The 12,971-nt window shown below is 69.2% G+C and carries 14 protein-coding genes; 10 read left to right on the top strand and 4 right to left on the bottom strand.

Annotation, left to right across the window (positions count from 1 at the left end):
- Nucleotides 1-82: 82 nt before the first annotated feature.
- Genes ACO2RJ_RS09830 through ACO2RJ_RS09820 form a run of 3 tightly spaced genes read left to right on the top strand, consistent with a single transcriptional unit; the run spans nt 83 to nt 1,435 of the window.
- Nucleotides 83-940, top strand: a complete 858-nt coding sequence (locus tag ACO2RJ_RS09830) for a 4-(cytidine 5'-diphospho)-2-C-methyl-D-erythritol kinase (protein ID WP_423267823.1) — start codon at nt 83-85, stop codon at nt 938-940.
- Between the two features lie 12 nt (nt 941-952).
- Nucleotides 953-1,273, top strand: coding sequence for a YnfA family protein (locus ACO2RJ_RS09825; protein ID WP_423267822.1), 321 nt, complete (start codon nt 953-955; stop codon nt 1,271-1,273).
- A 30-nt stretch (nt 1,274-1,303) separates the two neighbouring features.
- Entirely contained in the window at nt 1,304-1,435 is a 132-nt protein-coding gene (locus ACO2RJ_RS09820; protein ID WP_423267821.1) for a hypothetical protein, read from the top strand.
- A 628-nt stretch (nt 1,436-2,063) separates the two neighbouring features.
- Here the strand turns inward: ACO2RJ_RS09820 and ACO2RJ_RS09815 are convergent.
- The gene (locus tag ACO2RJ_RS09815) at nt 2,064-3,086 is read right to left on the bottom strand and encodes a polyprenyl synthetase family protein (protein WP_423267820.1); all 1,023 of its coding nucleotides are present in this window, start codon (nt 3,084-3,086) and stop codon (nt 2,064-2,066) included.
- 368 nt (nt 3,087-3,454) lie between these two features.
- Here ACO2RJ_RS09815 and ACO2RJ_RS09810 point away from each other — a divergent pair, with 368 nt between their 5' ends.
- Nucleotides 3,455-3,685 (top strand): DUF2007 domain-containing protein, encoded by a 231-nt coding sequence (locus tag ACO2RJ_RS09810; protein ID WP_423267819.1) that lies wholly within the window; start codon nt 3,455-3,457, stop codon nt 3,683-3,685.
- A complete protein-coding gene (locus ACO2RJ_RS09805) occupies nt 3,682-4,431 on the top strand; it encodes a tRNA1(Val) (adenine(37)-N6)-methyltransferase (RefSeq protein ID WP_423267818.1) in 750 nt (249 codons plus the stop codon). Before ACO2RJ_RS09810 ends, ACO2RJ_RS09805 begins: the two co-directional genes overlap by 4 nt.
- A 99-nt stretch (nt 4,432-4,530) precedes the next feature.
- On the opposite strand, the gene ACO2RJ_RS09800 is transcribed toward ACO2RJ_RS09805, so the two are convergent.
- Nucleotides 4,531-4,848, bottom strand: coding sequence for a hypothetical protein (locus ACO2RJ_RS09800; protein ID WP_423267817.1), 318 nt, complete (start codon nt 4,846-4,848; stop codon nt 4,531-4,533).
- A 213-nt stretch (nt 4,849-5,061) separates the two neighbouring features.
- Between ACO2RJ_RS09800 and ACO2RJ_RS09795 the strand changes: the two genes are divergently transcribed.
- The 5 genes from ACO2RJ_RS09795 to glyS all read left to right on the top strand — a co-directional run bounded on the left by ACO2RJ_RS09795 (nt 5,062) and on the right by glyS (nt 10,444).
- Nucleotides 5,062-5,919 (top strand): S49 family peptidase, encoded by an 858-nt coding sequence (locus tag ACO2RJ_RS09795; protein WP_423267816.1) that lies wholly within the window; start codon nt 5,062-5,064, stop codon nt 5,917-5,919.
- Between the two features lie 100 nt (nt 5,920-6,019).
- Nucleotides 6,020-6,205: a hypothetical protein gene (locus tag ACO2RJ_RS09790; RefSeq protein ID WP_423267815.1), complete on the top strand. Its 186-nt coding sequence runs from the start codon at nt 6,020-6,022 to the stop codon at nt 6,203-6,205.
- 89 nt (nt 6,206-6,294) lie between these two features.
- The gene (locus tag ACO2RJ_RS09785) at nt 6,295-7,239 is read left to right on the top strand and encodes a glycine--tRNA ligase subunit alpha (RefSeq protein ID WP_423267814.1); all 945 of its coding nucleotides are present in this window, start codon (nt 6,295-6,297) and stop codon (nt 7,237-7,239) included.
- 290 nt (nt 7,240-7,529) lie between these two features.
- On the top strand, nt 7,530-7,934 hold the full coding sequence (locus ACO2RJ_RS09780; protein WP_423267813.1) for an endonuclease domain-containing protein: 405 nt from the start codon (nt 7,530-7,532) through the stop codon (nt 7,932-7,934).
- Between the two features lie 8 nt (nt 7,935-7,942).
- Complete coding sequence (gene glyS, locus ACO2RJ_RS09775; protein WP_423267812.1) at nt 7,943-10,444, top strand: glycine--tRNA ligase subunit beta; 2,502 nt, start codon at nt 7,943-7,945, stop codon at nt 10,442-10,444.
- Between the two features lie 158 nt (nt 10,445-10,602).
- On the opposite strand, the gene ACO2RJ_RS09770 is transcribed toward glyS, so the two are convergent.
- Both ACO2RJ_RS09770 and ACO2RJ_RS09765 read right to left on the bottom strand, forming a co-directional pair.
- On the bottom strand, nt 10,603-10,869 hold the full coding sequence (locus tag ACO2RJ_RS09770; protein ID WP_423267811.1) for a hypothetical protein: 267 nt from the start codon (nt 10,867-10,869) through the stop codon (nt 10,603-10,605).
- 229 nt (nt 10,870-11,098) lie between these two features.
- A complete protein-coding gene (locus ACO2RJ_RS09765; protein ID WP_423267810.1) occupies nt 11,099-12,949 on the bottom strand; it encodes an ABC transporter ATP-binding protein in 1,851 nt (616 codons plus the stop codon).
- Nucleotides 12,950-12,971: the final 22 nt, after the last annotated feature.

Raw genomic sequence — 12,971 nt, 5'->3', positions numbered from 1 at the left:
GCGTCGGACTCCACGCCCGGCATGGGTGGTCCGGTCAAGGCGGCCCCTTCTTGCAGGCGCGCGGGGATGATACGTCGCCGCGATGACGCTGCGCCAACGCGCCCCCGCCAAGGTCAACCTGACGCTCCGCGTGCTCGGCCGGCGCGCGGACGGTTATCATGAGCTCGACAGTCTTGTCGCCTTCGCGGGCTGCGCCGCCGACGCGGTCTCGCTTGCGCCCGGTCCGCGGCTCGAACTGGCGCGCGTCGACGGGCCCTTCGCGGACGCGGCGGGTCCGCAACGCGACAATCTCGTCCTGAAGGCGGCGCGCGCCGCCGCCGAGCGCATCGAAGGGCTGACGCTCGGCGCCTTCACGCTCACGAAACGCATCCCGGTCGCGGCCGGGCTCGGCGGAGGGTCCGCCGACGCCGGCGCGGCGCTCCGGCTGATCGCCGAGGCGAACGGCCTGGCGCCGGACGATCCGCGGCTCGCTGAAGCCGCTGCGGCGACCGGCTCGGACGTCCCGGCCTGCCTCGTCTCGCGGGCCTGTCTCATGACGGGGAGGGGGGAGGGGATCGCGCCGTTCGACCTGCCGCCGCTCGCCGCCGTGCTGGCCAATCCAATGAAGGGCCTGTCGACGGCGGCGGTGTTTCGGGCGCTGGGCCTTGCTCCGGACGCGACGTTTCACGCCGAAGCGTTTCCCGGCGGCGCGAATGGCGCCGGCGGCGGAGTGTTCGACGGCCGCAACGACCTCGAGCCGCCCGCCCGGGCGCTGATGCCCGAGATCGCGGAGGGGATCGCCGCGCTGGCCGCGGCGGAGGGCTGTCGGCTGGCGCGCATGTCGGGATCGGGCGCGACCGTCTTCGGCCTGTTCGACGGGCAGCGCCAGGCGCGCGCCGCCGCCCGTGCGCTGAAGCGCGCCTTGCCCGGCTGGTGGCTGCGCGCGACGATGCTGCGCTGAACCGGAAACCCGATGACCGCTCTCATCTATCTCGGCGCGGCGCTCGCCGAGATCGCCGGCTGCTTCGCCTTCTGGTCCGTGCTTCGCCAGGGCGCGTCGCCGCTCTGGCTCGCGGCCGGCGCGCTGAGCCTGCTCGCCTTCGCCTGGCTGCTCACGCTGGTCGAGGTCGAGGCGGCCGGCCGCGCCTACGCGGCCTATGGCGGCGTCTATGTCGCGGCGTCGCTCGGCTGGCTCTGGGCGGTCGAAGGCGTCCGGCCCGACCGCTGGGACGTCATGGGCTCCGCGATCTGCGTCGCCGGCGCCGCAATTGTGCTGTTCGGGCCGAGAGGTTGAGACGTTGCCGACCGCACATGGAGACGCCGCGTGACCCACGCCCCTGACCCTGAGCGCCGCGTCCGGCGCAGCCTCGTCGCGCGCGTCGCGCTCGGTCTCGCGATCGCGGCGATCGCCGCGAGCGTCGTGGGCTCCGTGCTGATCGTCCTGCGGTCGATGTAGTCGAGTGACGGCTTAAGAGCGGAGCCCCTGCGGTTGCTACATCTTGCATGTAGCGCCGCGTTCGCAGCTTGCCGAAGATCAGGACTCAGCGAAAAATCCCTTCACGCTCGTTGGGGGAGGATCCAATGACTTCGCTTGCAGACCTCAGGCCTTATGATAAGCCGAGACTAATTGATCTCGTCGCTGCTGCGGGGGTCGACGTAAGTGATTGGGCAAGGCGTCCAAATGGAGCACCTGCATCCTCCAATCCAAAATACTGCTACAATTGGTGCTTTAGAGGAAAAGAAAATCTCGTTGCTGCCCTTTGGCACGACACTATGATGCAGAACGGTACGATAATTACTTATGAAATAGATTTCAATTCTTACGGACATTCGGGAAGCGCTGGACAGCGCGCGATATGGCTAAAGCGATCTAAAGAATTAGAGGCCGAACTTCAAGTAAATTTCTTAGATCGAAAGCCCTTCAATGTGATCATATCTCACAGAAGTAAGCTCGTAGTGCCAGAAACTACCAAAGAGGCCTCAAACACAACTGCAAGGTCGCTTGATAAAGCCCTATGGCAGGTTGAATATTATGACGCGAAAACGAGAAAGTGTCGATTAGTCAGGCAGGAATCCAAATAAAGTCAGTGCGCCCGTGCCGTGACGAACCCCACCACGTCGAGCAGCGCGCCGGCCTCCGGCTTGTCGCGGAACAGGCCGAGCGCGTCGCGGGCGATGGCGCCGTAGTGGCGGGCGCGGGCGATCGTGTCGTCGATCGCGCCGTGCTTCACGAGCAGGCGGATCGCCTCGGCGAGATCGGACTCCTCGACCCGGCCGTCCTCGAGCGTGCGCTTCCAGAACGCGCGCTCCTCCGCCGAGCCGCGTCGATAGGCGAGCACCACGGGCAGCGTGATCTTGCCCTCGCGGAAGTCGTCGCCGACCTTCTTGCCGAGCTTGGCCTCGCGGCCGCCATAATCGAGCGCGTCGTCCACGAGCTGGAAGGCGACGCCGAGATTCATGCCGTAGGAGCGCGCGGCGGCCTGCTCCGCCTTCGGGCGGTTGGCGAGGACCGGCCCGACCTCGCAGGCGGCGGCGAACAGGGCGGCGGTCTTGCCGCGGACCACCGCGAGATACTCGTCCTCGGTCGTCGCGGTGTTCTTGGCGGCGGCGAGCTGCATCACCTCGCCCTCCGCGATCACGGCGGCGGCGTCGGCGAGGATGCGCAGCGCCTCGAGCGAGCCGACCTCGACCATCATCTTGAAGGCCTGGCCGAGCAGGAAGTCGCCGACCAGTACGCTCGCCTCGTTGCCCCAGAGCATGCGGGCGGCGAGCTTGCCGCGGCGCATCTCCGAACCGTCGACGACGTCGTCATGCAGCAGCGTCGCGGTGTGCATGAACTCGACGGCCGCCGCGAGCTTCACGTCGCCGTCGCCGGAGTAGCCGGACAGCGCCGCGGTCGCGAGCGTCAGCATAGGCCTAAGCCGCTTGCCGCCGGAGGAGATCAGATGGGTCGCGACTTCGGGGATCATCGCGACGTCGGAGCCGGTGCGCGACAGGATGAACGCGTTGACGCGCTCCATGCCGGGGGCGACGAGCTCGATCAGCGCCGCTATGCCCGCCGGCTCAGCCGCGCTTGCGCGCTCCTCAAGTGGTACGACGACGCCCAAACTCCGCTCCGCTGCCGGTCCGTCCGTTCAAGGCGCGGACCGTAGCCACCGGCTCAAAGGCGGGCAAGCCGGAAATCCCGCTCCCGCCTCAGCCGCCGATCAGCGCGGCGCGGGCGGCGAGCAGCTTCTCGGAGGCGAAGGCCAGCATGGCCAGGACGACGATCAGAGCGGTGAGTTCGGCTCGCATGGCGGTGTTCTCCAGTGGCGCGTCCCGGCGTCGAAGACCTTGATGACCGAGCGGTTCGGCCGAAGTGGGGCTCGATCGTGGCGCGCTCCGCCCCACTCGTGAATCGCCGTTAGGCGCGCGCCGTTTGCCCGGACGCGCCGCGCGCGCCATTGTCGTGCCCGGCTGAACCCATGAGGCGAGATTGCGCGAGATCGTGCGGACCAACGACGCTGTGCTGCTGTCCTTCGTGCGCGCGACGCTCGCGGACGAAGGCGTCGAGTTCCTGGTCGCCGACGGCAATATGAGCGTGCTGGAAGGCTCGCTCGGCGTGCTGTCGAGCCGGGTGCTGGTGGCGGAGGACGACGTCGCCCGCGCCCGCCGCGTGCTCACCGAGATCGGCCTCGCGCAAGAGCTCCGCCCGGACGTCCCGTGACGTCGGAGGCCGGCGATCTCACCGACGACTTGTTCCTCGGCGGCCGACTTCGGCTGCTGCAGCCACGCCGCGGCCATCGCGCGGGTGGCGACGCGGCTTTGCTCGCGGCGGCCGGCCGGTCGCGGCTCGACGACGGCGCGACGGCCGTCGATCTGGGCGCTGGAACCGGCGCGGTCGGGCTAGCGATCGCAGCCTTCGGAGCCGCCCGCGTGACGCTGGTCGAGATCGATCCCGCGCTCGCGGCGCTCGCCGAGGAGAACGCCCGACGCAACGGCCTCGCCGACCGGGTCGCCGTGTTCGCGGAGGACGTCGTCCGGTTAGCCGCGCCGGCGGAGTGCGCCGATCTCGTCGTCGCCAATCCGCCCTTCGACGCCGCCGGCCGCTTCCGCGTCTCCCCGGACGCCGGCAAGGCGCTCGCCCACAGCGCGCCCGAGGAGCTCCTCGAAGACTGGGCGAGGGCCGCCGCGCGGCTGCTGCGTCCGGGCGGATCGCTCGTTCTCATCCATCGGCCGGAGGCCCTGAATGCGCTGCTTCGCGCGACGGAGCGCCGGTTCGGGGCGGTGAGGCTGCGCGCGATCCACCCGCGCGCCGACGCTCCGGCCGCCCGCATTCTCCTCGCGGCGCGCAAGGGCGGGCGCGGATCGCTCGCGCTGCTGCCGCCGCTCGTGATGCACGACGCCGGCGGCGGTTTCACGCCCGAGGTCGAGGCCGCGCAGCGCGGCGAGGCGACGCTCGACATGGGCTGACGCCCCGGACGAAAAAAGGAGCGCCCCTTGCGAGGGCGCTCCTGCTTCGCGTTCGCTTGGGACAGAACGCGCGCTCGCTCGTTTGGGACAGGCGAGGGATCAGTAGTAGCGGCGGCCGCAGACCTCGCGGGTGCGCACGACGTAGCGGTAGCCGTTCCAGTAGCGCGTGGTCGTCACGCGGCAGCGCGGTCGGGCGTAATAGGGCCGCGGCGCGTAGTAGCTGCGGTAGCCGTAGCGCCGCGGGCGCCAGGGACGGTAATAACCGTGGCGGTAGCCGCGGTGATAGACGGGCGTGTAGCCATACCCGTAACCGGGGCCGACCCCGACGCCGATCGCGATGTCCGCCGATGCGGGCGCGGGGGCGAAGGCGAATCCTCCGGCGGCGAGGGCCGCGGCGACGATGAACTTGCGAACCATGCTCTCCTCCTCGAAGGGTCACGTAGGTTGAACCCGGCGGCTTCGCCGTGGGTTCCGACCCTGCCTCGCACCGTTGCGAAGCCATACGGGGCCCGACTGACGCGAACTCTGAGCCGCCGACGCTGAACCGGCGCTGAGAGCGGCGTTCATGACGCATTCATAAGCGTAAAGAGGGCGTTGCGCCGGCCGCCAGACGCACTATGTCAGAGCGCGATGAGCACCTACCTCGACACCCTCAAAGCCCTGCTTCCCGAGCGCTTTCGCGCCGACCGGCCGGTGGTTCCCGTGGTGCGCCTAAAAGGCGCGATCGGCATGGGCTCGCCGCTCCGGCCGTCGCTGACCCTCGCCTCCGTGGCTCCGGTCCTCGAAAAGGCGTTCTCGACCAAGCGCGCCAAGGAAGTGGCGATCGTGGTCGACTCGCCTGGCGGATCGCCCGTCCAGGCGCATCTGATCTACAAGCGCATCAAGGCGCTGGCCGCGGAGAAGGAGCTCGGCGTCACCGTCTTCGTCGAGGACGTCGCGGCCTCCGGCGGCTACATGATCGCCTGCGCCGGCGACGAGATCGTCGCTGACCCTTCCTCGATCGTCGGTTCGATCGGCGTGGTCTCCGCCGGCTTCGGCTTCGACCGGGCGATCGAGCGGCTGAACGTCGACCGGCGCCTCTACACCTCGGGCGAGAACAAGGCGATCCTCGATCCCTTCAGTCCGGAGAAGCCCGAGGACGTCGCGCGGCTGAAGGAGCTTCAGCGCGAAATCCACGAAAGCTTCATCGCGCTCGTCAAGGAGAGCCGCGGCTCCTCGCTGTCGGACGACCCCGAGCTGTTCACCGGCGCGTTCTGGACCGGCGCGACGGGCGTCGGCCTGGGGCTCGTCGACCGAGTCGGCGAGGTCCGCGAGATCCTCCGCGAGCGCTGGGGCGCGAAGGTCGAGCTGCGCGCGATCACGCCCAGAACCTCGCTGCTGAAGCGGCTGACGGGTCGCGGCGGCGGCGAGGGCGCTGCGGCCGGCATCGCCGAGGGCGCGCTCGACGCGCTGGAGACGCGGTCGCTCTGGGCGCGCTACGGTCTGTGAGCGCCGCCGCGCCTGCGCTAAGATCGGCGGCGACGCTGAACGCCCCGGCGCTCAGCCGTCCTTCGCGCATGTTCGTCACGCCCGCCTTCGGGAGCGCCCGATGCCGCCCTTCCTGATTGTCGCCGCCGCCGTCGGCGCCCTGTTCGGCGTCAAGGCGCTGAAGCGCGAGTGGCGCCGGGTGAATGACGAGCTCGATTCGGCTGAGCGGGCCGAAGCGGTCGTGAACAAGGACAAGCGGCCGACATTGAAGCGCGACCCGTCGAGCGGCGAGTGGCGGCCGCATTAGAGACGAGCCTCCCGGCCCGGCTTGACCCCCCGCAGGGGCGCAACTAGCGTCCGCGCGCTCCTCCCCCGCGCCCCGGACCGCTTCGCCTCATGACCGCCGCCGACGCCTTGAGCCCCGCCCGCTCGTTCCAGGGGCTCATCCTCACGCTGCAGCGCTTCTGGGCGGAACAGGGCTGCGTTATCCTGCAGCCCTACGACATGGAGGTCGGCGCCGGCACCTTCCATCCCGCGACCACGCTGCGCGCGCTCGGTCCCCGGCCCTGGAAGGCCGCCTATGTCCAGCCCTCGCGCCGGCCGAAGGACGGCCGTTACGGCGAGAACCCCAACCGCTTTCAGCACTATTACCAGTTCCAGGTGATCCTGAAGCCGTCGCCGGAGAACCTCCAGGAGCTCTATCTCGACAGCCTGAAGGCGATCGGCCTCGACCCGACCGTGCACGACGTGCGCTTCGTCGAGGACGACTGGGAGAGCCCGACGTTGGGCGCCTGGGGCCTCGGCTGGGAGTGCTGGTGCGACGGCATGGAGGTATCGCAGTTCACCTACTTTCAACAGGTCGCGGGCGTCGACTGCGCGCCCGTGTCGGGGGAACTGACCTACGGCCTCGAACGGCTCGCGATGTATATCCAGGGCGTCGACCGCGGCTTCGACCTGAACTTCAACGGCGGCGAGGGGGCCGACAAGGTCACCTATGGCGACGTGTTCCGGCAGGCCGAGCAGGAATACTCCCGCTTCAATTTCGAGCACGCCGACGTCGAGCTGCTGAAGCGCCACTTTCGCGACGCCGAGCAGGAGTGCCAGGCGCTGCTCGCCGCCGGCCAGTCGGCGGGCCGCCATTTGATGGCGATGCCCGCCTACGACCAGGCGATCAAGGCGAGCCACGCCTTCAACCTGCTCGACGCCCGCGGGGTGATCTCCGTCACCGAGCGCCAGAGCTACATCCTGCGGGTCCGCGACCTCGCCAAGGCCTGCGGCGCCGCCTGGCTGAAGACGGAAGCCGGCGGAGCCGTTCCCCTCCCCCTTGAGGGGAGGGGCTAGGGGTGGGGGCGCGGGCGGCGCCCTGTCGGAACGAGGCGTTTTCGAGACGTTTGGAGAACGCGCCGCCGTCACCCCTCATCCTACCCTCTCCCTCAAGGGGAGAGGGCGCGCGCGGCGCGGCGCCGGCTGCGGTTCCCCTCCCCCTTGAGGGGAGGGGTTAGGGGTGGGGGTGCGGGCGGCGCCCTGTCCGAACGAGCCGTCTGCGCGATGTCTGGAGAACGCGCCGCCGCCACCCCTCTCCCTACCCTCTCCCTCAAGGGGAGAGGGGCCGCCTCGTTCTGGCGGGTGACGTGCCGGGGACGAAGAAGCCGCTGACCGGCGCCGCCCGCCGTCTTCGGCGGGACTCGACCGACGCCGAGAAGCGTTTATGGCGAGCCCTTCGCGAGGAACCCTTCAAAGGGGCTCATTTCCGTCGGCAGGTTCCGCTCGGCGCCTATGTCGCCGATTTCGCAGGCCATTCCGCCAGGCTGGTGATCGAACTCGACGGGGGCCAGCACGCCGAGGCCGAACAGGCGGCGAAGGACGACATTCGTTCGGCCGCTCTCGCTGAACGCGGCTATCGCGTGCTTCGGTTCTGGAACAATGACGTGCTTTCGAATATCGACGGCGTGCTGGCGACGATCGCCGACGCGCTGACCGAAGGTGGCCGCGCCGCCCCCACCCCCGACCCTTCCCCGCAAGGGGGAGGGGAGTAGAGCGTTTCATGCCCGACCTCCTTCTCGAACTGCTTTCCGAAGAGATCCCCGCCCGCATGCAGGCGAAGGCGGCGGACGATCTGAAGCGTCTCGTCACCGACGCGCTGGTCGAGCGGGGGCTCGTTTACGAGGGCGCCAAGGCCTTCGCCACGCCGCGGCGGCTCGCGCTAGTCGTCGGCGGATTGCCGGCGAAGCAGCCGGACCGGGTCGAGGAGCGGAAGGGACCGCGCGTCGGCGCCCCGGAGAAGGCGGTCGAGGGCTTCCTCAAGGCGGCCGGGCTGGCCTCGCTCGACGAGGCCGTCGTGCAGGCCGACCCGAAGGGCGACTTCTACGTCGCGAAGACCAAGAAGCCCGGCGGGGCGACGGTCGACGTCGTCGCCGAGATCATGCCGGGGATCGTGCGCGGCTTCCCCTGGCCGAAATCGATGCGCTGGGGTTCCGGCTCGCTGCGCTGGGTGCGGCCGCTGCACGCGATCGTCGCGACCTTTGGGGTTCCGCAGGAGGATCCGGAGGTCGTCCGCTTCGACATCGACGGGATCGTCTCCGGCGACGTCACCCGCGGGCACCGGGTGCACGCGCCCGAGCCGTTCCGCGTCCGGCGCTTCGAGGATTACGTCGCGAGCCTCGAGAAGGCCCATGTCGTGCTCGACCCCGAGCGTCGCCGCGACCTGATCCGCGCCGACGCCCGCACGCTCGCGGAAGCGCAGAATTTGGAGCTGGTCGAGGACGAGGGGCTGGTGGATGAGGTCGCGGGGCTCGTCGAGTGGCCGGTCGTGCTGATGGGAGCCTTCGACGAGGAGTTTCTGGCGGTCCCCGACGAGGTGATCCGCGCGACCATCCGCGCCAACCAGAAATGCTTCGTGCTGCGCCGTCCCGAGGCGGGAACCCGGCCCGCGGCCGGAGGCGGGCGCGTCGGCGTCGGCTTCGGCTCACTCACCAAGCAGCGCGCCGCGGCGCCCGATCCGCTCGCCGGCGGAACGGCTGGGAAAGCCGGACGACTCGCGAACCGCTTCATCCTGGTCGCCAATCTGGAGGCCGCCGACGGCGGCGCGGCGATCGTCCACGGCAATGAGCGCGTTGTGCGCGCCAGGCTCTCCGACGCCCGCTTCTTCTGGGAGACCGACAAGAAGACGAAACTCGAAGACCGGCTGGAGAAGCTGAAGGCGATCACCTTCCACGAGAAGCTCGGCACGCAATATGAGCGGGTGGAGCGCATCGCGAGGCTCGCGAGGGAGCTGGCGCCGGTGGTCGGCGCCGACCCGGACAAGGCCGAGACCGCGGCCCGCCTCGCTAAGGCCGACCTCGTCACCGAGATGGTCGGCGAGTTCCCGGAGCTGCAGGGCCTGATGGGCCGCTATTACGCGCTCGAGGAGGGGCTGGACCCCGAGATCGCCTGGGCGATCGAGGAGCACTACAAGCCGCAAGGTCCGTCCGACCGCGCGCCGACCGCCCCGGTCTCGATCGCGGTGGCGCTCGCCGACAAGATCGACACGCTGGTGGGGTTCTGGGCGATCGACGAGAAGCCGACGGGGAGCAAGGACCCCTATGCGCTTAGGCGGGCGGCGCTTGGGGTGGTACGGATCGTGCTGGAGAATGGGCTGCGGATACAGCTATCCAAGTTCTCACTCATCTCGTTGCCCGCGCTTATTGTCGCTCATCACTTCCGGATGCGTGACTTGAAGCATGAGCGGGCTCAAGCGTTGGCCAGTATGGGCGTCGACAAAGCGACTGTTGCTGCGTTGAATGCGGAGATTGCTTATGAAAGCTCAGATACCCGCAAGCTTCATCTAGTTGATGAAAGCCAACAGGCTGCATTACAGAAAAACGCGGACCTCCTCGCCTTCCTCGCCGACCGCCTAAAAGTCCAACTGCGCGAGCAGGGCGCGCGGCATGATCTGGTCGACGCCGTGTTCGGATCGAGCGCCCCCTCTCCCCTTGAGGGAGAGGGTAGGGTGAGGGGTGACGGCGGCGCGGCGTCCGGAGACGTAGGCGCGGCGTCCGCAGAGGGCGCGGCGCTTTCAGGAGACGTCGCCGCCCGCACCCCCGCCCCCGACCCCTCCCCTCAAGGGGGAGGGGGGAAGAACGACGATTTCGTACTGATCGTCCGGCGGGTCGAGGCGCTGGGAAAGCTGCTCGAGACCGCGGACGGCAAGAACCTGCTCGCCGGCTACCGCCGGGCCGCCAACATCCTGCGCGCCGAGGAGAAGAAGGACGGCGCCGGCGTCTTCGAGGGCGCGCCGGAGGCGGGCCTTCTCACCGACAAGGCCGAGATCGACCTCTCGGCGGCGCTGGACGCCGCGGAGCCTTCGGCGGCCCAAGCGTTGGCTGCGGAGGACTTCGCCGCCGCCACCACGGCGCTCGCCGGCCTGCGGCCGTTCGTCGACGCCTTCTTCGACGACGTCACCGTCAACGATTCCGATCCGGCGCTGCGCGCGAACCGGCTGAGGCTTCTCGCTCGACTGCGCCGCGCGACCCGTGCGGTCGCGGATTTCGATCGCATCGCGGGATAGGTCCGCGCCGCCGCCTTAGGGCGACCCGGCCGTTTTCGCGAGGCGAGCGGGCAGGACGCCGCCATCCGCGGCGCACAAAAAAGCCGGCGGCGCTGATCGGGCGCGGCCGGCTTGGTCGTTGCGGCGGATTGCGCGGACTTAACCCGCGCGTGCGCCCGTCATGCGCGGCGTCGCGCCCGTCGTGCGCTCCAGTCGGCGTCGGCCGCGAGAGCCGCCGCCGCTTCCACGGGCGGCACCGGCGCGAGCCGCTCCGCCATCATCCGCCCGCGCGCGAAGCCGCGATATGTGGCGTGCTCATGAGGCGAGGCGGAGCCGATGCGGTCCCCGCGGACTCCCATCGCGTTCCAGACGCGTTCGGGATGGTCGCGGCTGAACAGCTCGGCCGCAAGCTCGTCGATGACGTTCGTGATTACGGGATCTCCCATGGGCGTCCTCCCTGCTGAAGTCAGAAACGGCGCAGGCCGCGCGCGGTTGCAGGGCCTGCGACATTATTTCTGAAACGTACGCGGAACCGCGAGAGCTTCTAGGAAGCGTGAACGCCGCCTGGAACCGGGAACATCGCCGTCGTTCCAGCAGCGGCGTTTTATATACCCCGAATTAAGCCAAGCCGAAAGTGGCAAGCGCCGCTCGCGCGAATGCGCCGCAGCGCGGTCGTCACTCCGCAGCCTCGCTCTCCGGCCCGTCGTTGAGGAAGCCGCCGGACTGCCGCCGCCAGAGGTCGGCGTAAAGCCCGCCGCGGGCGATCAGTTCGGAATGGCCGCCTTCCTCGACGATCCGTCCGTGGTCCATCACGACCAGCCGGTCCATCCGCGCGATGGTGGAGAGCCGGTGCGCCACCGCGATCACCGTCTTGCCCTCCATCAGTGCGCTGAGACTGGTCTGGATGGCCGCCTCGACTTCGGAATCGAGCGCCGAGGTCGCCTCGTCGAGCACGAGGATCGGGGCGTCCTTGAGGATCACCCGGGCGATCGCGACACGCTGGCGCTGGCCGCCGGAGAGCTTTACGCCGCGCTCGCCGACATGGGCGTCGTAGCCCCGCCGTCCGTGAAGATCGACCAGGTTCTGAATGAACTCATGGGCTTCCGCCTTCCGGGCCGCGGCCTCGATCGCCGCGCCGTCGGCGCCGGGGCGGCCATAGGCGATGTTGTCGCGGATCGAGCGGTGCAGCAGCGAGGTGTCCTGCGTCACCACGGAGATCTGCGCGCGCAGGCTTTCCTGCGTGACGTGGAGGATGTCGACGCCGTCGACGACGATCCGGCCGCTTTCCGGATCGAAGAAGCGCAGCAGCAGGTTGACGAGCGTCGACTTGCCGGCCCCCGAGCGTCCGACCAGACCGATCTTCTCCCCCGACTTCACATGGAGGGAGAAGTCGCGGATGACGCTGCGCGGCGCGCCGTAGCCGAAGGTGACGTCCTCGAAACGGATGTCGCCGCGCGTCACCTCGATCGGCTCAGCCGCTCTCGCGTCGGTCAGCTGGAGCGGCCGCGCGATCGTGCCGATGCCCTCCTGCACGACGCCGACATTCTCGAAGATCGCCGAGATCTGGAACGCGACCCAGCCCGACATGGAGACGACCTGCCACGAGAGCGGAACCGCCATCGCGACCGTTCCGACGCCGATCGTCCCATGCGAGGCGAGCGTGACCGCAGAGATCGTGACCGCCGAGACGAGCAGCGCGTTCAGAATCTGCAGCGCCACCGCAAAGGTCGTGATCAGCCGCATCTGGCGCTGGAACAGGTCGTTCAGCGTGTCCATCGACTCGCGAACGTAGGAATCCTCGTCGCGCGCACGGGCGAAGAGCTTCACCGTCAACACGTTGGTGTAGCTGTCGACGATCCGACCGGTGAGCTGCGAGCGGCCTTCAGAGGCGGCGCGGGACCGGTCGCGCATCCGCGGCACGAACCAGGCGAGCAGGCCGGCATAGCCCAAGAACCAGATGCCGAGCGGCAGGGCGAGCAGGAGATCGGCGTTTGCGAGCAGGGCGAGCGCCGTCGTTCCATAGACGGCGATGTACCAGACCGCCTCGGACGTCTGGACCAGGCTTTCGCGCAAGGCCGGCCCCGTCTGCATCACCTTGGCGGCGATGCGGCCTGCGAAGTCGTTCTGGAAGAAGCCCCAGGACTGGCGGATGACGTGGTAGTGCGCCTGCCAGCGGATGAGATTGGAGAACCCCGGGCCGATCGCCTGGTTCGCGATCAGCCCGCGCAGAAACAACGTCGCCGGCCGCGCGGCGATGACAATCGCGACAAGCGCGGCGAGCAGCGGCCAGCCGTCGGCGATCAGCCGCTCGGGCGGGGTGGCGGTGACGAGCGTGACGATGCGGCCGATGAAATAGGGAATGGAGGCGTCGCACAGCGCGAGCATAAGGCCGACGGCGAGCAGTCCGCCGAACAGGCCCTTGGCCTGCCGCAGGAAGTGCCAGTAGAAGGCGAGCAGCCCCGGCGGCGGCTCCGGCCGCTCGGGGATCGCGGTCGGATCAATGAGTCGTTCGAACAGCCGGAACATGCGCCCCTATGTGGCGCGTCCG

The organism is Hansschlegelia sp. KR7-227 (genome assembly GCF_049446035.1).
Lineage (GTDB): Bacteria > Pseudomonadota > Alphaproteobacteria > Rhizobiales > Methylopilaceae > Methylopila.
Note: the sequence above shows the minus strand (reverse complement) of the source record. Positions and strands in the feature narration are given on the sequence as shown.